This is a genomic window from Tropicimonas isoalkanivorans (assembly GCF_900112335.1).
GTDB lineage: Bacteria > Pseudomonadota > Alphaproteobacteria > Rhodobacterales > Rhodobacteraceae > Tropicimonas > Tropicimonas isoalkanivorans.
In genome coordinates this window covers 124,575-149,944 of record NZ_FOLG01000012.1, presented here as the reverse complement: position 1 = coordinate 149,944, position 25,370 = coordinate 124,575, and the positions used below count along the sequence as shown (strand labels likewise).

22 protein-coding genes and 1 riboswitch are annotated in these 25,370 nt (G+C 65.4%); of the genes, 6 read left to right on the top strand and 16 right to left on the bottom strand.

All coding sequences use genetic code 11. The features are described from left to right. Positions 1–29: 29 nt before the first annotated feature. The 7 genes from BM075_RS17820 to BM075_RS17790 form a co-directional block, all read right to left on the bottom strand. A complete protein-coding gene (locus BM075_RS17820) occupies positions 30–944 on the bottom strand; it encodes a dihydroneopterin aldolase (protein WP_093362047.1) in 915 nt (304 codons plus the stop codon). 160 nt (positions 945–1,104) lie between these two features. Further along, on the bottom strand, positions 1,105–1,650 hold the full coding sequence (locus tag BM075_RS17815; protein ID WP_245758899.1) for a cell wall hydrolase: 546 nt from the start codon (positions 1,648–1,650) through the stop codon (positions 1,105–1,107). Positions 1,651–1,971: 321 nt separating this feature from the next. Continuing rightward, positions 1,972–4,521 (bottom strand): putative PEP-binding protein, encoded by a 2,550-nt coding sequence (locus BM075_RS17810; protein WP_093362045.1) that lies wholly within the window; start codon positions 4,519–4,521, stop codon positions 1,972–1,974. Positions 4,522–4,657: 136 nt separating this feature from the next. After that, a complete protein-coding gene (gene glyS, locus BM075_RS17805; RefSeq protein ID WP_093362044.1) occupies positions 4,658–6,877 on the bottom strand; it encodes a glycine--tRNA ligase subunit beta in 2,220 nt (739 codons plus the stop codon). 84 nt (positions 6,878–6,961) lie between these two features. Further along, the gene (locus BM075_RS17800; protein ID WP_177208403.1) at positions 6,962–7,849 is read right to left on the bottom strand and encodes a DUF1206 domain-containing protein; all 888 of its coding nucleotides are present in this window, start codon (positions 7,847–7,849) and stop codon (positions 6,962–6,964) included. Between the two features lie 52 nt (positions 7,850–7,901). Next, entirely contained in the window at positions 7,902–8,420 is a 519-nt protein-coding gene (locus tag BM075_RS17795) for a DUF6446 family protein (RefSeq protein WP_093362086.1), read from the bottom strand. A gap of 61 nt (positions 8,421–8,481) precedes the next feature. Further along, the gene (locus BM075_RS17790) at positions 8,482–9,411 is read right to left on the bottom strand and encodes a glycine--tRNA ligase subunit alpha (RefSeq protein WP_093362043.1); all 930 of its coding nucleotides are present in this window, start codon (positions 9,409–9,411) and stop codon (positions 8,482–8,484) included. A gap of 219 nt (positions 9,412–9,630) precedes the next feature. Between BM075_RS17790 and BM075_RS17785 the strand changes: the two genes are divergently transcribed. Then, the gene (locus BM075_RS17785) at positions 9,631–11,412 is read left to right on the top strand and encodes a serine protease (protein ID WP_245758898.1); all 1,782 of its coding nucleotides are present in this window, start codon (positions 9,631–9,633) and stop codon (positions 11,410–11,412) included. Positions 11,413–11,446: 34 nt separating this feature from the next. Here the strand turns inward: BM075_RS17785 and BM075_RS17780 are convergent, their stop codons facing one another. From BM075_RS17780 to BM075_RS17765, 4 genes are all read right to left on the bottom strand, one after another. Further along, positions 11,447–12,895 carry a TrkH family potassium uptake protein gene (locus tag BM075_RS17780; protein WP_093362042.1) on the bottom strand — a complete coding sequence of 483 codons (1,449 nt, stop codon included), beginning with the start codon at positions 12,893–12,895 and terminating at the stop codon, positions 11,447–11,449. A 104-nt stretch (positions 12,896–12,999) separates the two neighbouring features. Continuing rightward, positions 13,000–14,103 carry a GTP cyclohydrolase FolE2 gene (gene folE2, locus BM075_RS17775; RefSeq protein WP_093362084.1) on the bottom strand — a complete coding sequence of 368 codons (1,104 nt, stop codon included), beginning with the start codon at positions 14,101–14,103 and terminating at the stop codon, positions 13,000–13,002. A gap of 103 nt (positions 14,104–14,206) precedes the next feature. Continuing rightward, the gene (locus BM075_RS17770) at positions 14,207–14,953 is read right to left on the bottom strand and encodes a glutamine amidotransferase (protein ID WP_093362041.1); all 747 of its coding nucleotides are present in this window, start codon (positions 14,951–14,953) and stop codon (positions 14,207–14,209) included. 52 nt (positions 14,954–15,005) lie between these two features. Then, on the bottom strand, positions 15,006–15,869 hold the full coding sequence (locus tag BM075_RS17765) for a helix-turn-helix domain-containing protein (RefSeq protein ID WP_342741262.1): 864 nt from the start codon (positions 15,867–15,869) through the stop codon (positions 15,006–15,008). 115 nt (positions 15,870–15,984) lie between these two features. Between BM075_RS17765 and BM075_RS17760 the strand changes: the two genes are divergently transcribed. Beyond that, a complete protein-coding gene (locus BM075_RS17760; protein ID WP_093362040.1) occupies positions 15,985–16,224 on the top strand; it encodes a DUF2061 domain-containing protein in 240 nt (79 codons plus the stop codon). Between the two features lie 45 nt (positions 16,225–16,269). On the opposite strand, the gene metZ is transcribed toward BM075_RS17760, so the two are convergent. After that, positions 16,270–17,448 carry an O-succinylhomoserine sulfhydrylase gene (gene metZ / locus BM075_RS17755; protein ID WP_093362039.1) on the bottom strand — a complete coding sequence of 393 codons (1,179 nt, stop codon included), beginning with the start codon at positions 17,446–17,448 and terminating at the stop codon, positions 16,270–16,272. Positions 17,449–17,491: 43 nt separating this feature from the next. Then, positions 17,492–17,570, bottom strand: a riboswitch (SAM riboswitch). A gap of 154 nt (positions 17,571–17,724) precedes the next feature. On the opposite strand from metZ, the gene BM075_RS17750 reads away from it, so the two are divergent. Beyond that, a complete protein-coding gene (locus BM075_RS17750) occupies positions 17,725–18,660 on the top strand; it encodes an alpha/beta hydrolase (RefSeq protein ID WP_093362038.1) in 936 nt (311 codons plus the stop codon). Positions 18,661–18,673: 13 nt separating this feature from the next. On the opposite strand, the gene BM075_RS17745 is transcribed toward BM075_RS17750, so the two are convergent. Beyond that, the gene (locus BM075_RS17745) at positions 18,674–19,285 is read right to left on the bottom strand and encodes an inner membrane-spanning protein YciB (protein WP_093362037.1); all 612 of its coding nucleotides are present in this window, start codon (positions 19,283–19,285) and stop codon (positions 18,674–18,676) included. 150 nt (positions 19,286–19,435) lie between these two features. Between BM075_RS17745 and BM075_RS17740 the strand changes: the two genes are divergently transcribed. Further along, positions 19,436–19,936, top strand: a complete 501-nt coding sequence (locus BM075_RS17740) for an MgtC/SapB family protein (protein WP_218152875.1) — start codon at positions 19,436–19,438, stop codon at positions 19,934–19,936. Here the strand turns inward: BM075_RS17740 and ftsY are convergent, their stop codons facing one another. Beyond that, on the bottom strand, positions 19,937–21,280 hold the full coding sequence (gene ftsY, locus BM075_RS17735; RefSeq protein ID WP_093362035.1) for a signal recognition particle-docking protein FtsY: 1,344 nt from the start codon (positions 21,278–21,280) through the stop codon (positions 19,937–19,939). It abuts the gene before it with no gap. A gap of 181 nt (positions 21,281–21,461) precedes the next feature. Here ftsY and BM075_RS17730 point away from each other — a divergent pair, with 181 nt between their 5' ends. Continuing rightward, complete coding sequence (locus tag BM075_RS17730) at positions 21,462–21,866, top strand: hypothetical protein (protein WP_093362034.1); 405 nt, start codon at positions 21,462–21,464, stop codon at positions 21,864–21,866. A gap of 51 nt (positions 21,867–21,917) precedes the next feature. Here BM075_RS17730 and xseA read toward each other — a convergent pair whose 3' ends face one another. Together xseA and BM075_RS17720 are read right to left on the bottom strand one after the other, a co-directional pair. Next, positions 21,918–23,468, bottom strand: a complete 1,551-nt coding sequence (xseA, locus tag BM075_RS17725; protein ID WP_093362033.1) for an exodeoxyribonuclease VII large subunit — start codon at positions 23,466–23,468, stop codon at positions 21,918–21,920. Positions 23,469–23,549: 81 nt separating this feature from the next. Then, positions 23,550–23,783, bottom strand: coding sequence for a hypothetical protein (locus BM075_RS17720; protein WP_093362032.1), 234 nt, complete (start codon positions 23,781–23,783; stop codon positions 23,550–23,552). Positions 23,784–23,931: 148 nt separating this feature from the next. Here BM075_RS17720 and purD point away from each other — a divergent pair, with 148 nt between their 5' ends. Further along, entirely contained in the window at positions 23,932–25,203 is a 1,272-nt protein-coding gene (gene purD / locus BM075_RS17715) for a phosphoribosylamine--glycine ligase (RefSeq protein ID WP_093362031.1), read from the top strand. Positions 25,204–25,370 lie beyond the last annotated feature (167 nt).

Here is a 25,370-nt window from a genome sequence, read left to right as displayed (position 1 = left end):
TTCAGTTCCTTCGTTCAAGTCAACCGACCTCAGAGCGCCAACGCGTCAACGAGCGCCAGCCTATCTCCTCCAGGCACCTCACTGCCCAGCCCCAGGAAGCGCTCGGCCCGCATGGTTTCGGCGAACCAGCGTGCGAGTTCCTCTGGTGCGCGGGGCCCGGCATCGGGCTTCTCGACGGCATCCAGCACGATCTTCGACGGCGCCCAGACCACGATGCGGCCTTCGTGAATGGCATGGGTAATCTCCGTGCGGCTGCTGACCACAAGGCAACGCCGATCACGTGCAGCCAGCACCCAGGCATTTTGCTCCAGCGCCAACAGGTCGATCCGCCGTTGCGGCATCGCCGCGCCGGCCTTGGGCGGGTCGCGCTCCGGCAATCCGACGGTCAGCACCACGGGCCGCTCAAGGCGCTCCAGCTGGTCCAGCCAAGTCGGGAGTCGTGCATCGGTAATCGCGGCGTTTGATAGGTAAAGCACCAGCGGCCGGGGATGGGTGCCCGGCTCAGCCTCAACAGGGCGCGTGGACGCGCGTGCCCGCTCGATCTCGACCCCAAGCGCAAAGGGCCCACGGTCCAGTTTTTCGATGCGGACGAACACGCGTCGAGCCCGCGGTTCTGCCAGCAGGCGCTCGGCGATCCGTTCCGCCAGCGTCTCGAGAAGGCTCATCCGCTCCTCGGAGAGCACCGTGTCGATCGCCTCGACGATAACGTCGTAGCTCAGGATCCGATCCACATCGTCCGTCAGGGGTGCGGCCGCATGGCCCACTTCGACCACCACGTTAAACCGCAGCCGCTGCGCGACACCGCGTTCTTCCTGGAATGCACCGATCTCGGCCTCCCGCACATAGTCGCGAAGGGAAATACGGTCGCGCGGATCGTCGTCCGATGCGGTCGCGGCGGCACGTCTCTCTGGATGGGAAAAGGCGAGGGACAACTCGGAGGTCATGGCCCCTACATGTCATGTTCAGTCGGCGTTGCCACGCCCGAAACGACACTTCTCGCGCAAGAAACGGGGCGCGCGCTGGCATTTTGGCTGGTGCTGGCGAGCTCTGGACCGCTTACGGGCGTACGCCGTTTGGGCCCGTTCCGGACGGAAAGCGTCGCGATCAGCCGCGGCTGTAGAAGTAATGATCGCCGATCGACGCGGTTTTCGAGAACTTGCGCGACCAAGACGGACGAACCGCATGGGTATGATAGTATGTGGCCCCGCCCGTCAGCAGACGCGGCGCGCCCTGGAGCATCAACCGCGCGACCTTTCCAACACGGCGATACGCCGCCGGCTCACTGATATGTTCGGCTTTCCCGTCACAGTTGTACGTGAACTGGCACTGATACCTCTTGCCAGTTCCCTGATTGACGACGCCGCAGACGGTACTCGGGAAGCGGGCGCTCTTGACCCGGTTCAGGATCACTTCGGCGACAGCGAACTGGCCCTTCACGCTCTCCCCACGGGCTTCGAAGTAGAGCGCCTCGGTCAGGCATTCCCATTCTTCACCACCCGCGACGAAGTCCTGATCGTCGAGCCAGGCGCGATCGTATTTGACGACGGTAAACTCGTGCGGCCGCCGCTTTGCGCGCACCGAGGTCTTCGGGCTGAGCAGTTCCAGTCGCTCGCTGCCGAGCGCATCCAGAGCGCGGTTCTCCATACCCATCAGCCTTTCCAGGTGATCGGCGCTGGACCCCGTCGGATTGGTCGAGGTCGACAGACGCGCCTCGGCATGAACGGATGTGGCAAGGCCAAAGCAAACCACAAACGACAAACACAAAAGTCGTAGATACAGCATTATCAGTCCCACCCAGCAACGCGACAGACCGCGTCAAGCCAAGTGGGGCGATAGCCTAGCCCGTGAGGAAGTGTAAATCCCGCCCCCCGGAAGAACCGTCAACAATGCTGACTTACCGCGTGAATCGTGGCGAAATGAAGGCAAAGGTAAGCGGTTTCTTGCCAGTGACCGGCGAAAAATTGCGTGTTTTCAAGCCTCTGATTCCGCCTTCTGCGCATCGCGAATCGCGAGGTGCGCTGCGGCGAGTCGCGCAACGGGAACACGGTAGGGCGAACAGGACACATAGTCGAACCCCGCATCGCGACAAAAGGCGATCGTGTCCGGCGAGCCACCATGTTCTCCGCAGACCGAAAGCGTCACATCAGGGCGCGCTTTGCGGCCGCGTTCCGCCCCCAGGAGGAGCAGTTCCCCCACCCCTTCCCGGTCCAGACTGTGGAACGGATCTTCATGGAACACACCGTTGTTCACGTAGGTTCCCATGAACCGCCCTGCATCGTCCCGCGACAGCCCGTAGGTCATCTGCGTCAGGTCGTTCGTGCCGAAACTGAGGAAAGCCGCGTGGGCCGCGATCTCCCCCGCCCGAAGCGCGGCGCGCGGCGTTTCAACCATCACGCCAAGGCGGTAATCGAAACTCTGCCCCGTCTCGTTCCGAACGGCGGCCGCCACGGAGTCGATCCGCGTCTTGACCAGCTCCACCTCGCGCTTCGCCGAGACCAGGGGGATCATGATCTCCGGCACGACCGCCGCGCCGGCCTGCCGGCTGGCCTGAACGGTCGCCTCGAAGATCGCGCGCACCTGCATGTCGTAGATCTCGGGCATGGTCACACCCAGCCGGACCCCGCGCATCCCCAGCATCGGATTGAACTCGGACAGCGCCTCCACCCGTCGCGTGACGCGGCTGAGTGGCATGTCCAGGGACTCCGCCAGGCCCATCATTCCCTCGCGATCCGAGGGCAGAAACTCGTGGAGAGGCGGGTCAAACAGCCGGATGCAGACCGGCTCCCCGGCCATGATGCGGAACAGTTCCACGAAGTCCTCGCGCTGCATCGGCAACAGCTGATCGAGCGCCGCTTGCCGGTCTGTTTCGCAATCGGCGAAGATCATCTCGCGCATCACCATCAGGCGCGCGGGTTCGAAGAACATGTGTTCGGTCCGGCAAAGGCCAATGCCGTCGGCCTCGAAAGTCTCCGCCATGCGCGCATCGTCGGGCGTGTCCGCGTTCGCGCGGATGCCGATGTCGCGGACTTCGTCCGCCCATCGCATGAGGGTCCGGAACGGGCCGTCGAGCGCGGGGTCCAGCATGGGCACGGCACCGGCGAGCGCTTCGCCCGCGCTGCCGTCCACCGTCACCAGGTCACCTTCGCGGAAGATGCGGCCGGTCTTTGTGGTGATCGTCTTGTCCCGCGTCGAAACCGTCAGGCCGGAAGCGCCGACGATGCAGGGCAGACCAAGGCCGCGCGCGATCACCGCGGCGTGGCTGGTCATGCCGCCGCGTTCCGTGATGATCGCCTGCGCAACGTGCATGCCGCGGATGTCGTCCGGTGTCGTCTCCCGCCGCACGAGGATGCAGGGAATCTCGTGGCTGGCGGAGGTTTGGGCCGCGCGGGCTGAAAATACCAGTTGGCCCGTCGCACCGCCGGGGCTGGCGGCGATCCCTTTCAGGATCACATCGCGCTTGGCAGCCGGGTCCACCTGGGTATGAAGCAGTTCCGTCAGCGACATCGGCTCGATCCGAAGCAAGGCTTCCTGCGGCGTCAGAATGCCATCTTCGGCCAGTGCTACCGCCACCTTCACGGCGGCGCGGGTGCTGCAATCGACTTTCACCGCGTCCAGGACCATCAGGTTTCCCTGGGAGACGGTGAACTTGATCTCCATTTCTTCCCGCAGGCGCCGCCGGCACACTTCGAGGATGCCGACCAGCTCTTCGTAAAGCGCCGGCGCTTCCTGCTCCATCGACGGACCCCGCGGATCGCGAGCGAGGTATATGATGTCCCGCTTGCTGCCGGACCGCCCCTTTCGCTTGTACCGACCGGTTACCTGCCGTTCGCCCGTGATGCGGTCGATCATCCGGATCACACCGGAGCCGCTCTCACCCGCCCCGAGGCCCGGTGCCATGTCCTGCACCACCAGCCCAAGTCCGGCGTCAATGGGCGCGCCACGGGCCTGGCGGAGCAGACGCGCGCTCACCCCTTCCCAGGCGCGGGCCATGGAGCGCAGAACCTCGGCCAATTGATGCGCCGGGTCCTGGGGAAATCCCTCGTCCGTCTCCGCCTCGTAGGCCGCAAGCGCGGCCTGGACGGGGTGATCGGCCTCCGCGGCTTCTTCGAAGGGTTCCGGGTCCAGCCGGGCGACTTCGATGGCATAGGCCTGGATGAATTTCAGGTAGATCGCTTCGGCAACGTCCTTACCCAACGTCCGCGACAACTCTGCGCACCGTTCATCGTTCATCCCGATATTCAGAACGGCGCCGGGGCCGCCCCAGTCCGGGTCGGCACTCGATGGCCTGACGGAAACGAGCGGTGTCCGGCCGAAGGCCGACAGCAGCCGCGATGTGTCCGGTCGCCCGCCCTCTGCGATCTCGTGCACGGCCTCGAACGACAGGGCGACGGTGCGGGGCGTCGGTATGCCAAGCCGGATCAGCCGTTGCAGGCACTTCGCCCGACCGCCATGGGTGCGCACCCGCACTTCCGCGGTGGGCGTGATCAAGGTGAAATCTTTTAACACACACGGGTTCAGCACGAGGAGTTCCTCCGCTCAGACGGCACAGCGCAGACCGCGCCGACGCCGGTCGCGCCAAAATTCGGCACGCGCTGCACCCCAAATAGTCTCGCAAACGCCATGCTGCAATGCAGCATATCACATTTGCCCCGTCGCGTCAGCCTTCGATACGCGTCAGATCGGCGGCGGACAGGCAAATCTCGCGAATTCTATGCAAGAGGTTCAGCCGGTTGCGGCGAATGATCTGGTTGTCGGTGTTGACCTGCACCGCCTCGAAGAAAGCGTCGATCGGAGCGCGCAGGGAGGCCATGCTTGCCATGGCCGACGCGAAATCTTCCGCCTCGATGGCGGAAGAGATCGCTCCCCCCGCTCGGTCCAGCGCATCGAACAGCGCGCGTTCCTCGTCGGTCTCCGCGAACTTGCGATCCGGGCCAAATTCGTAGGCCACGCCGTCTGCTTCTTCCGCCTGGGTGAGGATGTTGTTCGCCCGTTTGAACCCCTGCAGCAGGTTTTCCCCGTCGTCGGTCTTCAGCACTTCCGACAGCGCCTTCGCCCGCTTGACCAGCAGGGTCAGATCGTCCCGGTTGGGCAAGGCGAGGCAGGCGTCGATTACGTCGTGGCGGATGCCCTCGTCCCGCAGGTGAACCTTGAGCCGCTCGTGGAAGAACGCGAGCAGATCGTCGCTCGTGTCCGGCCTGTGTTCCGTGACGTTCTCGATCCAGCCCGGTGCGTCGCCTTCGATCTCGTCGATCACACCCCGCACGGCGGAGCCGAAAATCCCGTGTCGGGCGATTTCATGCAGCACCGCATCTCGCAGCGCCGCCTCATCCTCGCTCTCGGGCGAAATCCCGTGGCGCAGCAATTGCGCGTCGATCAACCGGTCGAGATGGAGGCGCAGGTCGTTCGACAGGATCAGCCGGATCACCCCCAACGCGGCACGGCGCAGCGCGAACGGGTCCTTCGAACCCGTCGGCTTCTCTCCGATCGCCCAAAAGCCGGTGAGCGTGTCCAGTTTGTCGGCAAGCGCCACGGCAACCGAGACGGGCGCAGTCGGCACGTCGTCCGACGGGCCGAGCGGCGAATAGTGTTCCTCGGCCGCGGCAGCAACCTCCGCCGGAAGCCCGGCCGCCTCCGCGTAATACCGCCCCATTGTGCCCTGCAGTTCGGGGAATTCGTAAACCATCTCGGAGCTCAGATCGGCCTTGGCCACCTCGGCGGCCTTCTCCGCCAGGTCGGGATCGGCCCCGACCATCGGCGCAACTGCGCGCGCCAGTGCCGCGATCCGGTCGATGCGTTGCTTCTGGCTGCCGAGGTCGCTTTGAAAGGTCACATGGCCAAGGCTCTCGAGCCATGGTCCCATGCCTGCCTTCGCCACCCGCAGGTCGTTCTCCCAGAAGAACTTCGCATCCGACAGGCGCGCGGAAAGAACCTTCTGGTTGCCCGCCAGGATCGCCGCTCCACTGTCGGCGGTGACCGTGTTCGCGACCGTCACGAACCGCTCGATGCGGCCCGTCTTGGGGTTGCGCACCGAAAAGAACTTCTGGTGCTCCTTCATCGACGTTTTGAGAACTTCGGGCGGCAGACCAAGGAATGCCTCGCCGATCTGCCCCATCAGGACGACAGGCCATTCCACGAGGCCAGCCACCTCGGCCAGCAACCCGCGGTCCTCGATGACCTCCAGACTTTGTGCGAAGGCGAGGTTGGTGGCGTCGTGCCAGATGGCCTCCGCGCGCTCGGCCGGGTCCAGGATGACGTAGACGCGTTTTAGCGACGTGACGTAGTCGTCGAACCCGGTCACGGCAAACGGCTCCGGCGCGAGGAAGCGGTGACCGCGGGTGGTATTTCCAGCGACGATCCCGTCGATTTCCAGCGGAACGACCGTGCTGCCCGCGTCGTCCGTCAGGAGGCAGAGGATCGAATGCAACGGCCGCACCCAACGCAGCGTCCCCGCGCCCCATCGCATGGATTTCGGCCAGGGAAACGTGCGGATCGTCTGTTCCAGCACCTCTGCCACAATCTCGGCCGCCGGTCGGCCCTGCTTCGTGACCCGGGCGAACCAGACTTGGCCCTTTTTCTCGTCCCGCGCCTCCAGTTGGTCCTTCGTGAGCCCAGTGGCCCGGAGAAACCCCTCCAGTGCCTTGTCCGGAGCGCCAACCCGAGGCCCCTTGCGCTCTTCCGTCACCGTCGGGCTTTCAGCCGTCACCCCCTCGACCGTCAGTGCCAGCCTACGTGGCGTGGCAAACGCTTGGGCCGAGGCATAGGTCAATCCGGCGTCCACCAGCCCGTCGGTGATAAGCTTTTTCAGGTCAGCGCTGGCGCGGGCCTGCATCCGGGCAGGGATTTCTTCGGACAGAAGTTCGATCAGAAGATCGGGCATTGGTGACCCCAAACTGTTGCAGGGGCGGTGTTACCCGCCCCTGCCGCCGGGGTCCAGCCCCGGGGAGTGGTCCCACATCGCGGTTCAGGTGGTCACGCGGCGCGCTTCGAATTCGGCGCGCGCCTTCACGCGCTTCGCCAACGTTGACACGTCGTCTCCCGCACGGCGGGGCAAGATGCGATAGATCGATTGCACATAGTTCTCCAGCGCGAAGAACAGCAGCCCGACCGCCATAACGCCCAGCAGGATGCGCCCGAATGCGAACGAGCGGATCTGGTCCAGCGCCTGGCCCACGCCACCCGCGTTTTCGGGGTTCAATGTCATGGCGGCGATCAGGATGAAGATGCCCACCATCCCGATAACCACGCCCTGAGCGATAAGTCCGCCCTTCATCATGGGGTCGAGCTTGAGGGTCATGTCCGTATCGCTGATGTGCTTTCGGTACTTCCCGCTATAGCCCTTGTAGGCATAGTAGATCCCCGCCCCGATGATACACAATGCCGCCGCCCCGACGATGTAGGGGCCACCCGGCCACGACAGAACCTTGGCTGTCATGGTTTCCGCCTTGTCGCTTCCACCCTCGCCGCCACCGCCGCCCGACCCGCCGGACTCCCCGCCCATCGCAAGCTTGATTGCGGAGAGGCCGAGCCCCGCGTGGATGATGCCCGTCACCACCTGCCCAATGCGGCCGACAATCCCCTTCGCGTCCGTGCCAAGGTTGTCGAGGTCCATCCATGCATCGATCAGCCTCCAGGCGGCATAGCAGAACAGGCCAATCCCGATCACCCATAACAGCGCGGTGCCCCAGCTTTTGGAGGTAAGCTCGGCAAGCGCGTCACGCGTACCTTCAGCCGACCCGCCGCGCACGGCAGCGAGCAGGGCAAGACCGCCCACGACCGTGTAGACGATACCGCGGGCGGCATAGCCCGCGCGCATCACTGGAACGACCCATGCGGGTGCTTTGTCGGACATTGGGGTACCTCCTTTCGCTATACAGCGCACGGGGGAGCCCTAAGTTCCCGACTTATTCGGCTACCTCCGGCGGGCAGTTGTCTTCGATGGGCGTGCCGTCATAGGTCTTCTCGCCGCAATCGTTGAGTTGGTGCCAGACGTATCCACGCCCATCGGGGAAAATCGCGACGACGCGATCCACCCCCCGCGTGATGTTCTTCGTCCCCTGAAAGGCGCGCGCGATTCCCTTTTCCAGCGCCGCGCCGATCGCCTGCGCGTCGAAGCAATCGAACCAGGATGGGGCCGTCAACGGTTCCGCCGCCTCGTAGGGCAGATAGGCTTCGCTCAGCACATCAAGCGGCAGGGGCGTGGTGAAACAGGCGCGATAGCGGATGGGCGAGGAATTCGCGTCGATGGCGCGGATGTCGTCCGCGGCAATGGGCGCGGTTGCGCCGTTGGTCATCGTCAGCTCGACGACCTCGCCCTCGGCGGGGAGCGTTTCGTAATAATAGTAGACCTGCATGTAATAAATCAGCAGACCCACAGCGAGCGCGATGGTCAGGATCCCCGCGCCGGTCAGCTTGCCGCTCATGATGGCGCCCGCCCCGTCCAGACCGGTTGCACAGCCCATACCCGAATGACAGCGGCGCCGGTCACGACGGTTGCCAGCCACCCGCCTCCGTTTGCACGAAGGCTTCGGCGCATTTCTTGGCAAGGGCCCGTACGCGGCCGATATAGGCCTGCCGCTCTGTGACGGAGATCACGCCGCGCGCGTCGAGCAGGTTGAACAGGTGACTGGCCTTGATGCACTGGTCGTAGGCCGGGTGCGCCATGACGATCCGCTTGCCCGTCTTGGGGTCCACCTCCGGGTGGGAGAGGATGAAGTCGCAGTGGGACTCCGCCTCCTCGAACTGTTTGAGCAGCACGTCGGTATTGGCCACGTCGAAGTTCCAGCGCGAATACTCTGCCTCCGTCTGGCGGAACACGTCGCCATAGGTGAGCGGGATGGGCGCGTCGGGGCGGTTGAACGGCATGTCCATGACGTGATCCACGCCGAGAACGTACATCGCCAGCCGCTCCAGGCCATAGGTCAGCTCGCCCGACACGGGCTTGCAGTCGTGCCCGCCGACCTGCTGGAAATAGGTGAACTGACTCACCTCCATTCCGTCGCACCAGACCTCCCAGCCAAGCCCCCAGGCGCCCAGAGTCGGGCTCTCCCAGTCGTCCTCGACGAAGCGGATGTCATGAAGGTCCATGTCGATGCCGATGGCGGCCAAGGAGCCGAGATACAGGTCCTGCAGGTCTGGCGGCGAGGGTTTGATGAGCACCTGGTACTGATAGTAGTGCTGGAGCCGGTTCGGGTTCTCGCCATAGCGTCCGTCAGTCGGGCGGCGGGACGGCTGGACGTAGGCCGCGGCCCATGGGTTCTGCCCGAGCGCCCGCAGCGTCGTCGCCGGATGGAAAGTGCCTGCGCCGACCTCCATGTCGTACGGCTGCAGGATCGCGCAGCCCTTCTCGGCCCAGTAGGTCTGAAGCCGCAGAATCACCTCCTGGAAACAGGTCGGTCGGCTGGTCTCGGTCATGGCATGCCCCCGTCGGAGATGGTCGGTCGTGGCGCTTGAGGGTCTGCATAGGCGGCAGGCGCACGAGGGTCAATCTCACCCCGCAAGACGGCGATGCAGCCCTGCCACGTTCCGCCGGTTCTGGCATAATTGAAGTGCGCCCGACAGCACCTCTGCTATCTTGGCGCAAAACCGGCATCAGCCCGGAAATCGCGCAGGACACTTACAGGAACATCAGCCGTGAAGACATTCTTTCTCATCGTTTTGACCTGTATGCTCTGCGGGGCCGCACCCGGCGCGCGCGCCCAGCAGGAAACGGCGTGGGTTCAGATCGAGGCGGTGCGGACGCTCGCGCTGGCGCAGGAGCGGGTTCAGGCCTACGCCCGCGCCCTGCCCGACCTCGCCGGTTTCCGCACGAGCGCGGGATGGTATGCCATCGCGCTCGGCCCCTACACCCGCGCGACGGCGGAGTCCGAGCTTCGCGCCCTGCGCGGGGATGGGCTGATCCCGTCGGATAGCTACATCGCGACGTCCGGACAGTACCAGCAGCAGTTCTGGCCCGAGGGCGGCAGTTCGCTCGCCGCCGCGCCGAAACCCGGCCCGTCGGCGAACCAGAACGTGGGCCTGCAACAGCAGACCGCACCTCAGCCCGATGCCCAGCCGGCGACGCCCGCCACGCCGCGTGCGGCGCCGGACCAGACGCCGGCGGAAGCCCGCGCCAGCGAGCGCAGCCTGTTGCCACAGGACCGACAGGAGGTGCAGGAGGCGCTGCAATGGGAAGGTCACTACCAGGGTGCCATCGACGGTGCCTTCGGTCCCGGCACGCGCAATGCCATGGCCTCGTGGCAGACGGCGCAGGGCCATGACGCGACTGGCGTTCTGACAACCGGTCAGCGGGCGGCGCTGATCAAGGGCTACCGCGACGCCTTCGCCGGCCTCGGACTCGCCTCCGTACGGGACGACGCTGCCGGGATCGAAATGATCCTGCCCACCGGCAAGGTGGATTATGCCCGGACCGAGGCGCCCTTCGTCCATTACGACAGTACCGATGACGACGGCGTGCGAGTCCTGCTCATCAGCCAATCCGGCAACGAGGCCACCCTGTTCGGTCTCTACGACATCATGCAGACGTTGGAGATCGTCCCCCTTAGCGGCTTTCGGGAGCGCAAGGGCCGCAGCTTCGTGCTGACTGGCCAGTCGGCGCGGCTGCACTCCTACACCTTCGCCCAACTCGCCGACGGGGCGGTGAAGGGCTTCACGATGATCTGGAAACCCGGCGACGAGAAGGTGATGCAACGGGTCGTCCAGACCATGCGCAACAGCTTCACGCCGATCCCCGGCATCGTGCTGCCGGACACGGCGACCACCAGCGAGGGTGCAGACCAGCAGATCGACCTGTTGGCAGGCCTGGAACTGCGCCGGCCCGAACGGTCGCGCAGCGGCTTTTACGTCGACGATGGCGGCAGCGTCCTGACCACGACCGACGTGCTCGCCCAGTGCTCCCGGCTGACCATCGGAGAGGAGGTCGAGGCTGACGTTTCCGCGCAGGACGAATCGCTCGGCCTCGCGCTGCTTAAGCCGCGTGAGACCATTGCGCCGATCGCCGTGGCCGAATTCCGCCCCGACGCGCCGCGCCTGAATACCGAAGTGGCGCTGGCGGGGTTTTCTTATGAAGACGCTTTGAGCCTGCCCGTGCTGACCTACGGCAAGCTGGCCGACGTGCGCGGTCTCGGCGGCGAGGACTTCGTGGACCGGCTGGACCTGAGCGCCCTGCCCGGCGACATCGGCGGACCCGTCTTCGATCAGACGGGGTCCGTCCTTGGTATGTTGCGGGCAAGCGAGGACGGGGCGCGGCAGTTGCCTCCGGACGTCAGCTTCTCCGTCGACGTTCCCGCAATCGCGGGTTTCCTCGACGGCGCGGGCGTCTCGCCGAGGGCCTCAGAACGCATGGCACAATTGGCACCGGAGGATCTCACTACCTTGGCCAGCGACGTGACAGTGCGGATCAGTTGCTGGAATTAAGCTTCTGGCCGGGCGGCCAGTGCCCGGCCGCTGTTCACCTCCGCCAGAAGGCGACGGTGAACAGCGCGTAGACGGCCATCAATTCCAGCCGCCCCGCCAGCATGGCCGCCGACAGCAGCCATTTCGCGGTCACGTTGACCTCTTCGAAATTGCCCGAGGGGCCGATCATATCGCCCAGCCCCGGGCCGATATTGCCGAGTGCGGTCGCCGCGCCGGAAATGGAGGTCGTGAAGTCCAGCCCCGTCATCGCCAGCCCCACGGACAGCAGCCCGAGGCTGACCGTGAACAGAACGAAGAACGACATGACGGAGTTCAGTACATCCTGCCCCACCGGGCGGCCTTGGTAGCGTGTCATGAAGACGCCGCGAGGGGTGTGCAACAGCCTTACCAACTGCCGGATGGAGGCGAACAGAAGCTGGTAGCGGAAAATCTTGACCGAACACGCTGTGGAGCCCGCACATCCGCCGACCAGGCCCGCAAAGAAGATGACCACCATCGCGAAGCTGCCCCACTCCTGATAGTCCACGCTGGCGTAGCCCGTCCCGGAAATGATCGAGGTCGCATTGAACAGCGCTTCGCGCAGGCTCGGTTCCAGCGGTTCCTTGTCATAGAACACCTGAAACAGAGCCAGGACCACGCTGACGGCGGCGACGAATGCGAGGTACGCACGGATCTGGGAATCCCGGAACAGCGGTTCCGCGCGACCGGAAATAAGCTGGATGTACCGGACGAACGGCATGCTGGCTACGAGCATGATGACGGAAGCGAAATACTCCGGCGCCCCCTGGAATCCGCCGAAAGAGGTGTCGTGGGTAGAGAATCCGCCTGTCGAAATCGACGTCAGCGCGTGGTTCACGGCGTCGAACGGCCCCATGCCCAGAACCAGGTATCCGAGCGTCGCGATAACCGTGAGGCCAAGATAGATCCACGTGATCTGGGAGGCGATCTGGGCCGCGCGGGGCAGGATCTTTCCCATCGTGTCGAACGCTTCGGAGCGGAAAATCTGCATCCCGCCCACCCGCAATTCCGGCAGAAAGACCATGGCGACGACGATGATCCCTATCCCTCCGAGCCACTGCAGCAATGACCGCCAGAGCAACAGCCCTTCCGGCAGCGTGTCCAGCCCCGAGAATGTGGTGGAGCCTGTCGTGGTGAGGCCGGACATCGCCTCGAAATAAGCGTCGGTGAAGCTGGCCTTCGTCTCCCCGATCATGAACGGAATAGCGCCGAAGATAGGGAGAGCCGCCCAGACCAACGTGGTCAGAAGAAACGTCTGGCGCAGAGTCAGGCTTGGCCCCACCCCGTTGTGGCACGCCAAGGCCACCAAGCCGCCGGTCAGGACGGTGATGATGGCGCTTTCCGCGAAGATCGGCCAATGGCCGTTACGCATCGAGATATCAATCCCCAGCGGCAACAGCATCGTCGCCCCGAGCGTGGCCACCAGCAGGCCGATGACATATCCCACAGGGCGAACGTCAAACATGGGCGGAAGGGTTGGCGTCACCCAGTCACACTGTCAAGCGCACCTTCGGGGTCCACGCCGACGAAAGCCGCGGCGCGACCTTTCGGGCGCGATGTGACAAGGACCTAACGCTTGTGGATCAGGCTATCGAAAAGATGCGGCTCCAGCCCTGGGGCGTCGAACGTCTGCCCCTCCACCAGAACGCTCACGGCATCATGGCTGTGCAGGCTCTCCTGGTGGCTGGCCACCACGCGATAGTCACCGATCCGCGGGTCCGCCTGAAGTTGCTCCGCAAACAAACGCGCGGCATCCTCCACGAAGACAGGGTGAGCCGCGTTCATCTCGCCGAACGCCTGCTCGTCCTCGCGCTTGACCATCACCTGCGTCTCGGTCGGAACGGCCCGGCGGCAAAGCTCCACCACGTCCTCGAACCACAGGCACTTGGCGTCGGGGTCGACCACCACCGACAGCCGCGCCACGGATCGCTGCGAATGCGGCGTGGCAAGTTGGCCCCGCGTGCGGCGGGCGTGTTCGGAGAGTTCCAGCGAACACGGGCAGGTGGAGGAGTAGACGTAGTCCATGTGCAGGATCTTTTGCCGGACGCCGCCACGGTCCACCACCTCCAGCGCCATGTCGTAATACTGGTAGCCGTTCAGGCCGGACCGGAGCGAGGCCACTTCCATGGGGAAGGAAAAGCGCATGACGATCCGCGCATCGAACGTGTCCAGGTCGACCTTGTAGGCGTCCAGCGCTTCCTCGATCACCTCGAAGCTGAATGTGCGCTCCGCAGACCGATAGAAACTGCGCATGATGCGGGACATGTTGATGCCCTTGCGTTCCGCGCTCAGGCTGACCGTTCCCGTGACGGATGTCTCCAGCGTCAGGGCGGCGCCATTTCGGGTGTGAAAACGGATCGGCATGCGGAAGTTCGAGATGCCGACATGCTGAATCAACCGTTTTGCACCCCGGATAAGGCTCTCCGGGCCGTTCTGAAGGTCCGGCAGGGTATCGCGATAGGCCTCGTCGACATCGAAATCGTCGTCGTAGGTGCGGCTCAACTCGGGGTAGAAATTCCCCTGAGCCGCGGGGCGCAAGCGGCCGACCACCGGATCGAGATCGGTGATCTCCAGCTCGGAGGCGCCATTCGCCCAGGCGCGCAAAACCTCCAGCGCGCGACGAGCGTCTTCCCGCGTCGGCTCCTGCTGGATATCGGTCGCATGATAGTTCATCTCCACCCCACCCTTCGGTTGTGCGCCCGACTTAGGTTGGTGCACGGCCACGCTTTGTCCAGTGCGCCCTTCCAGATTGTTACGCGGCGGAGGCCGAAGCGGATCAACCACGCGACTGCCGGTAGGTCTGGACGAAGTTTCGGAGCAGCCGCGGCGCCAGGTCGACCTTGCTGGCCAGCACCGTCTCCGTCAGGGCGTCCGCCTCCTCGGGCGGGAAGTAGCCCTTGTCCTTGTAGATCGCGATCCGAAGGGCAAAGACCGCCCCGTCCGCTTCGGGGTGGAATTGGGTGGCATAGACGTTGCGCCCGTACCGGATCATCTGGAACGGGCACGGGTCGGAGGCCAGCAGGTGGACGCACCCGGGCGGCAGCGTCTGCACCGCCTCCTTGTGGCCGACAAGCGCGTCGAACCGCTCCGGCAGCCCGGCAAGCACGGGATCGTTCCTGCCGTCCGGCGTCACCTCGCAGGAGACCGCCCCGACCGGCTCGCCATAGCGCGCCTTGGACACCTCCGCGCCCAGGTGATGGGCCAAGATGCCGATGCCGTAGCAGCACCCCAGAAAGGGAATGTCCTGCTCCGTGATCTGCGGCATCATGCCGAGGATCTCCCGTTCGATAGCCTTTTCGATCACCGGCTTCGTGTCGTCGGGGTCGGAGACGCAGCCCGGCCCGCCACCGACGATGATGCCCGAGAACGCCGTCAGGTCGAGGTCGCCCGGGACCTCTTCCCGCTCCAGCCGTATCCGCCGCGTTTCCTCCGGCCTCAGGCCACCGCGGCTGAGGAACGCCTCGTACTCGTTGTCCGACGCCTCCGGTTCGGGGCGCAACTGGAGGATCAGGAAGGGCTTCATCGTGGCGGTTCCTCGTGCGGTTGACGCATCTGGGGTGCGAGCGCGGCCGGCGTCAAGCGTTCCCGACCTCGTCCGCGAGCGCGGTCAACCACGCCGGCACGTCCCGCGCGTCCACCTCCGCTTCGCGGATCAAGCCGTCGAAATGCTCCGTCAGAGACCGCACACGATCCCGGGACCGGAACGCCAGGTAGATGCGACCGATGTAGACCACGCCCAGAAACCGCCCAAACACGGTCACCGGCGCGCTGAAGACGCGGCGCGCATCGTAGAGATAGAGCCTGAGTGACGGAAACAACTCCGACGCGGCGCGGGCCATGCTGTCGATCTGGTCCCGTCGCGTCGCCGCATCGAGCCCGCGGTAGTAACCCGCTCCGGCGGCCAGGGCGCGCAATTCGCCCATCGAGACGGCGATCTCATAGTCCGACATTTCGTCCCCCAACAGGCCGAGCCGGTCCTGCGAGGCGCCAATCGCCTGTTCGGCCGTCCGCCCGAGGGCGCGATGATATTCCCAGTTCATCATCGCTTCGGTCTTCAGGATATCGGGGAGCGTTGCGGGGACGTGACGGATCTTCGCCCCTGCGGCCTCTCGGTGCCACGCGTTGAGTTGCGCGTCGGCCATACTGCGGGCCGCCTCCGTGATCGTCATCGCGGCGGCCAGCACATCGCCTGGCCTTTCCGGACGGTCCGTAAGCCCCAGCAGCCAGTCGGAAGAAACGCCGAGCGCCCGGGCGCATTCCGCCGCGAGATGGGCATTGGGCAACCGTGCGGCGCCCTTTTCCAACATCTGCGCCACGGTCGAACGGTCGACCCCGGTGGCACGGGCCAGGGAACTGCGGTTCAGACCAGCCACCGCCATCTGTGCGGAGAGGCGCGTGCGGAAGATCTCCGCCCGATCACGTTTGTCCATGAAAGTCATGGGTGTAGATTTTTCTACCCAGGTGGGGAGTAAAGCAAGGGAATAATCAGAATTTCCTCTTGCCGCGTCTGGGGCGATTAAGGGCCTGAAAAGATTGTAGACGCCGGAGAGAGGTATGACCGAAACGCCCATGCGCAGTATCGTGAAAGCAGCCACCTGGCAGGGGCTCGGCCTTGTGGTGATGACGTTCATTTCATGGGCCGTCACCGGCTCCGTCACGGCAGGCAGTGCGATTGCGCTGTTGGGAATGGCCGTGGGCCTCGTGACCTACGTCCTGCACGAACGGCTTTGGGCGCACGTACGCTGGGGTTTCACGCCCGGCAGCGAGGATGGTCAAACCCATACCTGGGGCTGACAGCCCGGCCCACGTTCCGCTGGCCGGGCACCACCACAGGAACGTTCAGACGGCGTCGAGCGCCTGTTTGACGTCAGCAATCAGGTCCTCGGGATCCTCGATCCCGAGGCTGATCCGGACCAGTCCCGGCGTGATTCCGAGCGCGGCCTTTTGTTCGTCGGGAAGGCGTTGGTGCGTCGTCGTTGCCGGATGGGTAACAATGGACTTGGCGTCGCCGAGATTGTTCGAAATCACGAGGATCTTCAGCGCGTTCAGGAAGCGGAAGGCCGCATCGCGCCCGCCCTTTATGTCGAGTGCCAGCATGGTCCCGGGCCGCTCCAGCATCTCCATTGCAAGACCATGCTGCGGGTGTTGCTCCAGCCCCGGGTAAATCACCCGCTCCAGCCGCGCATCCCACTGCAATGCCTCGGCCATTGCCTGCGCCGCGGACGCTTGCGCCCGTACGCGGAGGTCGAGCGTCTCAAGCCCCTTCAGCATGATCCAGGCGGTGAAGGGGCTCATGGAACCGCCGGTATGCTTGAGGTACGGTTCCACCGTGCCGCGAATAAAGTCCTTGGTGCCCAGAACCACCCCGCCGAGCGCCCGGCCCTGCCCGTCGATATGCTTGGTGGCGGAGTACACGACCACGTCCGCCCCCTGTTCCAGCGCGCGCGAAAAGACCGGCGTGGCAAAGACGTTGTCCACGATAACCGTCGCTCCGACACGGCGCGCAAGTTTCGCGACCGCGCGCAGGTCAACGATCTCCAATGTCGGGTTCGACATGGTTTCGAAGAACACCGCCTTCGTGTCCTTCCGGATGGCGTTCTTCCACGCCGAAAGGTCCGTGCCGTCGACGAAGGTCACGTCCACGCCGAAGCGGCTGAGAACGTCCTCAAGGATATACAGGCAGGACCCGAACAGCGCCCGCGAGGAGACGACGTGGTCGCCCGCCTTCAGCATGGAGGTCAGCGCGCCGTTGACCGCCGCCATGCCCGACGCAGTCGCGAAGGCATCCTCCGCGCCCTCCAGCGCCGCAATCCGATCTTCGAACATCCGGACCGTGGGGTTGCCATAGCGGGCATAAATGAATTCGTCCGGCCCCGCCTTCTGGAAGCGGGCCTCTGCCTGCTCGGCGCTGTCGTAAACGAAGCCCTGGGTCATGAAAATCGCTTCGGCCACTTCGCCGTACTGGCTGCGACGAATGCCGGAGTGGATGAGTTTGGTGCGTGTTTTCCAGTCGTCCATGCGAGGACCTCCAATCAAAAAGCCCCACCGCAGCCAGCGGCGGGGCGTCCCGCATCTGACCTCTTTAGCGGCATGTTTAACGTGGCCCGCAATCCGGTGAACAAATCGCCACGCCGCCCACGTATCCCCTCGGCGGCACCGTCGTCAAGGCGCCCTCGCCACGGAGGTGCGAGCGTCACCGCTCCGTCACCCACCCGTCGCAGAACCGTAACCCACGCGTCACCTGCCTTTAGCAGGCGGCTGGTAGGCAGCCACCAGATATTGTGGAAGCTGACGATGCCGCTTTGCCTGATCAACACCTTGGGCGACGGACTGGCCGACCCGCGGACGGCGCAGGCCGACCTGCAAACGGCGCTGGACGCCACGGCAGAGGGTGCTCCCGTCATCGTCCTGATCCACGGCTACAAGTTTTCGCCCGAAACCGAACACACCTCCCCCCATACACACATCCTGTCGCTCAGCCCGGTGAGTGCGTGCTGGAAGGTCTTGTCCTGGCCACGGGCCTTGGGTCTGGGTCGTGGCCATCCAGACGAACCGCTCTGCATCGCGATCGGTTGGGAGGCGCGGGGCTCGCTCTGGCAGGCCTATGCGCGTGCCGCCGAAACCGGGCGGGCGCTGGCGGCGCTGATCGCGATGGTACGCGCCGCGCGGCCCGGCCGGCCCGTCGACGTGCTCGCCCATTCCCTCGGCTGCCGGGTGGCGCTCTGCGCCCTGCCCCACTTGCCTGCAGGGGCCATGGGGCGCGCTGTCCTGATGGCTGCGGCCGACATGCGGTCGACGGCCCTGCAGTGCCTCGATACCCCTGCGGGGCGCACCGTGGAGGTGCTTAACGTCACCACTCGGGCGAACCGTGTCTTTGACCGCGCGCTGGAATGGCTGATCGCCCCCCACCGGATCGGGGAACGCGCCTTGGGCGCAGGGCTTGGGCGCAGGATCCACGGCTGGATCGATGTGGACATCGACGCGCCACGGACGCGACACCTGCTTGCGCGGCTGGGCTATCCGGTTGGCGCGGCCGAGCGGCGGATCTGCCACTGGTCGGTCTACCTGCGGCCGGGAATATTCTCGGTCTATCGCGCCGTGCTAGACCGCTCCCTGCCGCTCGCAGCGCTGCGGACCCCTGCAGCGGAAGCGCCAACCCGCACGGTTTGGGCGCGCATCGCGCAGACCCTCACGCGAGCGCGGCCCATGGGATCGCGCCAAGCGTCGTGAACGCGCGCCCGTCTCACTCGCTTTGGCTGTCGGATTCCAGATCCATGTACTTCTGCAGCGCAAAGATCTGTAGCCACAAGTAGAGGATAAGCGCGATGGGGAAGACGAATGTCTCGATCTTCACCCAAGCGTCGGTGGACATGGTGCGCCAGACGATTTCGTTTGCCACCGCCAGCGCCGCGAACCCCACCGCGAGGCGCCAGGTCAACTTCATCCAGCCTTCCTCCTCCATCGGCATGAGGTCGCCCAAGACCCAGGATAGGTAACTCTTGCCCTGCAACAACCCGACGCCGAGCAATGCCGCGAACAACCCGTAGACGATGGTCGTCTTCATCTTGAAGAAGGTTTCATTGTTGAACCAGACCGTCAGGCCGCCGAAGACGATGACCAGCACGGCCGTGACGACCTGCAACCGCGACAGGCGACCCGTGAGGCGCCACAGAAGCGCCATCGACGCAAGAAGAACGGGGACGAAGAGCGCAGCGGCGACGATGAAACCGTCGTACTCCGTTCCACCGACGGAGTAGACCTCGTCGCGCATGTAGAGGTAAGCCACAAAGAACGCCAGCGGCGGCCCCAGCTCCAGGGCCTGTTTCAACATCGGGTTGACAGTTTTCTCTTCCATCCAGTCCAGCCTGCGTTGAGCATCGTATCGGATGGGACATCATTGTTTCTCGGACAATGTCAACTGGCAAGCGGCCGGATATACGGCGGCAGGCCCCATCCTATCTGCACGGCTGACGTGCATGCGCTGGTCATGCTAGAACGGGGCACCATGGGCGAGCTCATCGACATTTTCCGACAGGAGCTTTCCAGCACCTTCGTCACCGGCGACTGGCAAGTTGCGCTGACCCGACTGTGCCTGGCCTGCTTTTTCGGGGCCATCATCGGGTTCGAGCGGGAGTGGAAGGGAAAAGCCGCCGGAATGCGGACCCATATCATCGTCTCCATGGCCGCGTGCCTGTTTACCCTAGTGGCCTTCGAGATCGTTCAAACCGCCGAAGTCGGCGCGGCGACGGGCGCGCTGCGCCTGGACCCCCTCCGGCTGATCGAAGGGGTCACCGCGGGGGTCGCGTTCCTCGGCGCCGGCACCATCATCGTTTCCACCAAGAAGGTGCATGGGCTGACCACGGCCGCGGGCATGTGGCTGTCCGGCGCGGTCGGGCTGGCGGTCGGGATTGGTCAGGCGGGTCTGGCGGTGATGGCGACGGCGCTCGCAATCATCGTGCTGGAGCCATTGAAGTGGCTCGAGAAATCGTTGGGAGACGACCGCTGATCAGGCAGCAGCCCCGGTCAGCGCCTGAGCGAACTCGTCGGGGTCGAAGGGCTGCAGATCGTCGATCTGCTCGCCGACTCCTATAGCGTGAATCGGAAGGCCGAACCGGTCGGCCAGCGCCACCAGCACGCCCCCCTTGGCCGTGCCGTCGAGCTTCGTCATCACGAGGCCCGTCACATCGGCCAGCTTCTGGAACGTCTCCACCTGAGACAGAGCGTTCTGCCCGGTCGTCGCGTCTAGCACCAGCAGCGTGTTGTGCGGCGCATCCGGGTCCTTCTTGCGGATGACGCGGACGATCTTGGCCAGTTCTTCCATCAGGTCGGCGCGGTTCTGCAACCGCCCGGCGGTGTCGATCATCAGCAGGTCCGCGCCCTCCGCCTGGGCCTTTTCCATCGCCTCGAAGGCAAGGCTTGCGGGGTCCGACCCCTGCGGCGCGGTCAGGACCGGTACGCCAGCGCGCTCCCCCCAGATCTGGAGTTGCTCCACGGCGGCCGCGCGAAAGGTGTCGCCCGCGGCGATCACCACGCTCTTGCCCGCGGCGCGGAACTGGCTGGCGAGCTTGCCAATTGTGGTCGTCTTGCCGGAGCCGTTGACACCGACAACGAGCACGACCTGCGGTTTCTTCGGATAGAGCGGCATAGGGCGCGCGACCGGGTCCATGATCCGGGAGACTTCCGTCGCCAGAAGCCGTTTGATCTCGTCGGTCGAGAGCTTCCTGCCAAACCGGCCCTCCGCCATGTTCGCCGTGACCCGGAGCGCGGTATCGACCCCCATGTCGGAGGCGATCAACAACTCTTCGAGTTGCTCCAGCATGTCGTCGTCGAGCACCCGGCGCACCACTGTCTTGGGCGCATTTCGCCCGAGGATGCGGTTCAGAAGACCCGAGCGGGGGGCCTCCATCGTGGGCGTGCCCGACGGGATCTCCGGGAAGGGCTCGATCGGCATCGGGTCGGCAGGCTGAGGCGCCTCGTCCGGGTAGGGGTCTTGCGGAACGGGGTCAGTGGGCTGCGGCGCCTCATCCGGCGGTGTCACCGGTTCCGGCTCGGGCTGCTGCGGGCGCTCCACCGGGTCCGGAACCGGCTCGACTGGCTCGGGGATTGGATCGGTCGGGATCGGCTCGGGCTGCTCGGGCCTGTGGGGCGTCTCCGTCGGCGCAGGCTCCGGCTGCGGGTCCTGCGGGTCGGGAACAACCGGTTCCTCGCCCGGCTTCGGGTCTTGGTCGTCGGAGGCGGCGGGCTGCAGGAGTTCCTCCTCGCCCCCGTCCTGAACGATCGCATCCAGACCCTCTTCGAGCTTCGAGGAGGATTTGAAGAGACGATCCTTGAGTTTCTTGAAGAACGCCATGCCTCGCCCTTTCGAAAATGCCGCAGAATTCACCTAATCGCATGGCGGCGAATTTGAAAGGGTGCGCTTGAAGGCATCGGCACCTGACAGGATGGTGACTGGCAGCAGTCGGGGCATTCTGCCATGGTGGGTCCGCGATTCCGGGCACACCGCCCGCATCCCTTGCGACAATGGAGTGGCCATGCCGCTGCGTACCTTGCTTGGCAGTCTTCTGTTGCTGCTCCCGATGGCCGCGGCCGCGGCGGAGGAGCCCCTGACGGCGGAACAGTTCGATGCCCGCACCCAGGGGCGTACCCTGTATTTCTATTCCGGCGGCGCGGCGTACGGCGCAGAGCGCTATCACGGCAACCGGCAGGTGACGTGGACCTTTCTGGACGGCCAGTGCAAGGAAGGCCACTGGTATCAGGACGGTCAGTTCATTTGTTTCGTCTACGACGATCTGCCCGACCCGCAATGCTGGACCTTCTTCGACACGGGTAGCCGCCTCCGCGCGCTGTTCGAGGATCGGGAGGGCGCCACCGAACTCTACGAGGCCGGTGAGACGGAGGAACCGCTCGCCTGCGTGGGGCCAGAAGTGGGCGTCTGACGCCGAACGAATGGTCCGGCCAAATTCAGCCGCCCCGCCAAAACGCCTGCCTCAGAACAGCGAGCCCTGATCGGGTGTATCCTTCGCGCGGGTCTGTTTCGCCACTCCGCCGATCTTCAGCCGCCCGTCATGGAACTGCAGCTCCAGCGCCCGCGCACGTTCCGCCGCCGCGCGATCGGTGACGACCTCGCCGTCGCCGCGCACCACCACGAACCCGCGTTTGAGCGTCTCCTCGTAGTTCAGCGACTGGAGAATGCGGGCGAATGCCGCGAGCTTGTCGCGACGGCGGCGTTGCTGAGAAAGCGCAGCAACGGCGAGCCGTGCCGACAACGCATCCAGAGTGCGTCGCTCACGGCCAATCCGATGGCGCACCGGCACGGGCGTCACCACGCGCGCCGCGCTGTCGAAACGCCCGCGCGCCCGTTCTGCACGGCGGTTGAGCGCCGGCCCGAGCCGGTCGGCGCGCGCCGCCAACCGCTCGCGGGCCAAACCGAGCCGGTCAAACAGAACTTGCGGGCGGAAGAGCGATGCCCGGCGCGCGAACTCGATATGCCGCGCTTGAACGCCTGAGCGGAGGGCGGCAGGCAACGTGCGGGACGCGTGGTCCAGTCGCTGCCGCGGTCCACTCAGAAGGGCCTCCGCCCGCGGCAAGGCCCGCGACAAATCCCGCAGTCGCTCCCCCCGGCGCGACATGCCGCGCGCGAGGGCAGAGGAGAGGCGCGCGCCCTGCCCTTCGATATGGGCGAGCAGGTCCAGCCGCACGGGAACCGCGATCTCGGCGGCGGCCGTTGGCGTTGGCGCCCGGCGGTCCGAGACGTAGTCGATCAGCGTGGTGTCCGTTTCGTGACCGACGGCGGAGATCAGGGGGATCTGCGACGCCGCTGCGGCCCGCGCGACGATTTCCTCGTTGAACCCCCAGAGATCCTCGATCGAGCCGCCGCCACGCGCCACGATCAGCACATCCGGGCGCGGCAGTGCGCCGCCGGGAGCCAGACTGTTGAAGCCTTTGATGGCTGCCGCAACCTGGGCCGCGCAGTCCCGCCCCTGCACGGCCACCGGCCAAACCAGAACCTTACGCGGAAACCGATCCCGCAGGCGGTGCAGAATATCGCGGATCACCGCACCCGACGGGGAGGTCACAACCCCGATGACCTCCGGCAGAAACGGCAGTTGCCGCTTCCGCTCAGGGGCGAAAAGCCCCTCCGCTTCCAACTGCTTCTTCCGCTTTTCCAGCAGCGCCATGAGAGCGCCGGCGCCGGCGGGCTCGATCTGCTCTACGTTCAGCTGGTATTTCGACTGACTGCCGAAGGTGGTCAGCCGGCCGGTCGCGACGATTTCCATGCCTTCTTCTGGCAGCACCGTCAGGGAGGACAGCTGGCCCTTCCAACTCACCGACGCGAGCACAGAGCGGTCGTCCTTGATATCGAAGTAAAGATGCCCGGACCGCGCCCGGAATACCCGCCCAACCTCGCCCCGCACGCGAATGCGGCCGAACGCGTCTTCCAGCGTCTTCCGAATGGCTCCCGAGATCTCGGAAACGGAATATTCGGGGGCGTTCGACCCCGGGCCGGTCTGGCCGGACTCGTCGTCAATCAGGTCCATCGTCTTCTCCGCCAAGGCCCCTCATCCTAGACCCGGGCGACCGGCGGCGAAAGGGTCGCTCACGACAGGACGGTCACCGGCTTACTCCACCTCGTCCGCCGCGACGTGGCACGCGCTGCAGCACGTGGGACAGGCGTTGACGGGATGGTACCGCTCCCGCGCACGTTCCATTGCCGGAGCGCAGCCTTCGAACGCCCCCAGCGTCTCCATCAGGACGTCTCGCCGATCCTCGCAGGACTCCCTGTGCACGACGTGCCACCCCTCGGTGACCGGCTCAGTGGTGACGACGTAGGTTTCCGCATTCTGTTGCTGCACGAGGCTCTCCTTTGGATACGGAGGTCAAACGGCTCCCGGCCGGGGAAGTTCCGGAGGACCCGGCCGAGACATCACGTCGGGCGCTTGCGGCCCCGGGTCCGTCCCCCTAGAACCGGCGCCACGGTCAACCGGCACCGACGGAGGCGACATGAATATCCTGGTCCTTGGCGGCGGCGGCCGCGAACATGCCCTGGCCTGGGCGATCCTTCAGAACCCGAAATGCGACCGGCTGATCGTGGCGCCCGGAAACGCCGGGATCGCGCAGATCGCGGAATGCGCAAGCCTCGACATCTGCGATGGCGGCGCTGTCGTGGAGTTTGCAGAGGCCGAGGCCATCGACTTCGTGGTGATCGGGCCGGAAGCGCCACTGGCAGCCGGCGTGGCGGACCGGCTGGTGGAAGCTGGCCTTCTGGTGTTCGGCCCCTCTGCGGAGGCGGCAAAGCTGGAAGCCTCAAAGCGCTTTACCAAGGAAGTCTGCGACGCAGCCGGTGCGCCGACAGCGGCCTGGGCGCGGTTCGACGCCGCGGAGCCGGCCAAGGATCACATCCGCGCGCACGGCGCGCCGATCGTGGTCAAGGCAGACGGTTTGGCCGCGGGCAAGGGCGTGATCGTGGCGATGACGGAAGACGAAGCCCTCGCCGCCGTGGATGAGATGTTCTCGGGCGCCTTTGGAGAGGCCGGTGCGGAGGTGGTGATCGAGGAGTTCATGGAGGGCGAAGAGGCGAGCTTCTTCGTGCTCTGCGATGGCGAGACCGTGCTGCCGGTCGGCACGGCGCAGGACCACAAAAGGGTCGGCGAAGGCGACACCGGGCCCAACACGGGCGGCATGGGTGCCTATTCCCCGGCGCCCGTGATGACGCCGGAGGTGACCGAGGCTGCGCTCGAACGGATCATCAAACCGACGGTGGCGGAGATGGCCCGACGGGGCACGCCCTATCGTGGCGTGCTCTACGCAGGGTTCATGATCCAGGACGGAGCTCCCCGCCTCGTGGAATACAACGTGCGTTTCGGCGACCCGGAGTGCCAGGCGCTGATGATGCGGCTGGGCGCCCAGGCACTCGACCTGATGCTCGCGGCCGCCGAAGGCCGGCTGGCGGATCGCACCGTGAACTGGGCGGAAGATCACGCGATGACCGTTGTTCTTGCAGCGAAAGGGTATCCGGGCAGCTATGAGAAGGGGTCGGTGATCGGCGGGCTGGAGCAGCTGCCCGAGACGAGTTGGGAAATGATGTTCCACGCCGGCACCACGGAGGCCGAAGGCAAGATCACGGCCACGGGCGGGCGGGTGCTGAATGCAACGGCCCGCGGGCGCACCCTGCAGGAAGCGCGCGACCGCGCTTACGAACTGGCCGAGGCGGTTGACTGGTCCGGCGGATTCTACCGCCGCGACATCGGCTGGCGGGCGCTCGGAGAAGGCTGAACTGGAAGGCTCCCGCCCGTCTTCAGGGCCTGCCGGCCCCTCATCCCGTTGGGCCGGGCGCGTGCTCCGCACGCGCAGCGTGTTGCCATTGTCTCGACTATTGTGACATCCGCGCGCCCGTGGAAGGTCCGGTCCCACCGGCGCCCGACCGCGCCTTTCGTCCACGC

Excerpts from the sequence above, each read along its gene's own strand:
- BM075_RS17820 (WP_093362047.1), bottom strand. The coding sequence starts at position 944 with ATGACCTCCGAGTTGTCCCTCGCCTTTTCCCATCCAGAGAGACGTGCC.
- BM075_RS17815 (WP_245758899.1), bottom strand. The coding sequence starts at position 1,650 with ATGGGTATGGAGAACCGCGCTCTGGATGCGCTCGGCAGCGAGCGACTG.
- glyS (WP_093362044.1), bottom strand. The coding sequence starts at position 6,877 with ATGCCCGATCTTCTGATCGAACTTCTGTCCGAAGAAATCCCTGCCCGG.
- BM075_RS17800 (WP_177208403.1), bottom strand. The coding sequence starts at position 7,849 with ATGTCCGACAAAGCACCCGCATGGGTCGTTCCAGTGATGCGCGCGGGC.
- BM075_RS17795 (WP_093362086.1), bottom strand. The coding sequence starts at position 8,420 with ATGAGCGGCAAGCTGACCGGCGCGGGGATCCTGACCATCGCGCTCGCT.
- BM075_RS17790 (WP_093362043.1), bottom strand. The coding sequence starts at position 9,411 with ATGACCGAGACCAGCCGACCGACCTGTTTCCAGGAGGTGATTCTGCGG.
- BM075_RS17780 (WP_093362042.1), bottom strand. The coding sequence starts at position 12,895 with ATGTTTGACGTTCGCCCTGTGGGATATGTCATCGGCCTGCTGGTGGCC.
- folE2 (WP_093362084.1), bottom strand. The coding sequence starts at position 14,103 with ATGAACTATCATGCGACCGATATCCAGCAGGAGCCGACGCGGGAAGAC.
- BM075_RS17770 (WP_093362041.1), bottom strand. The coding sequence starts at position 14,953 with ATGAAGCCCTTCCTGATCCTCCAGTTGCGCCCCGAACCGGAGGCGTCG.
- BM075_RS17765 (WP_342741262.1), bottom strand. The coding sequence starts at position 15,869 with ATGACTTTCATGGACAAACGTGATCGGGCGGAGATCTTCCGCACGCGC.
- BM075_RS17760 (WP_093362040.1), top strand. The coding sequence starts at position 15,985 with ATGACCGAAACGCCCATGCGCAGTATCGTGAAAGCAGCCACCTGGCAG.
- metZ (WP_093362039.1), bottom strand. The coding sequence starts at position 17,448 with ATGGACGACTGGAAAACACGCACCAAACTCATCCACTCCGGCATTCGT.
- BM075_RS17750 (WP_093362038.1), top strand. The coding sequence starts at position 17,725 with ATGCCGCTTTGCCTGATCAACACCTTGGGCGACGGACTGGCCGACCCG.
- BM075_RS17745 (WP_093362037.1), bottom strand. The coding sequence starts at position 19,285 with ATGGAAGAGAAAACTGTCAACCCGATGTTGAAACAGGCCCTGGAGCTG.
- BM075_RS17740 (WP_218152875.1), top strand. The coding sequence starts at position 19,436 with ATGGGCGAGCTCATCGACATTTTCCGACAGGAGCTTTCCAGCACCTTC.
- ftsY (WP_093362035.1), bottom strand. The coding sequence starts at position 21,280 with ATGGCGTTCTTCAAGAAACTCAAGGATCGTCTCTTCAAATCCTCCTCG.
- BM075_RS17730 (WP_093362034.1), top strand. The coding sequence starts at position 21,462 with ATGCCGCTGCGTACCTTGCTTGGCAGTCTTCTGTTGCTGCTCCCGATG.
- xseA (WP_093362033.1), bottom strand. The coding sequence starts at position 23,468 with ATGGACCTGATTGACGACGAGTCCGGCCAGACCGGCCCGGGGTCGAAC.
- purD (WP_093362031.1), top strand. The coding sequence starts at position 23,932 with ATGAATATCCTGGTCCTTGGCGGCGGCGGCCGCGAACATGCCCTGGCC.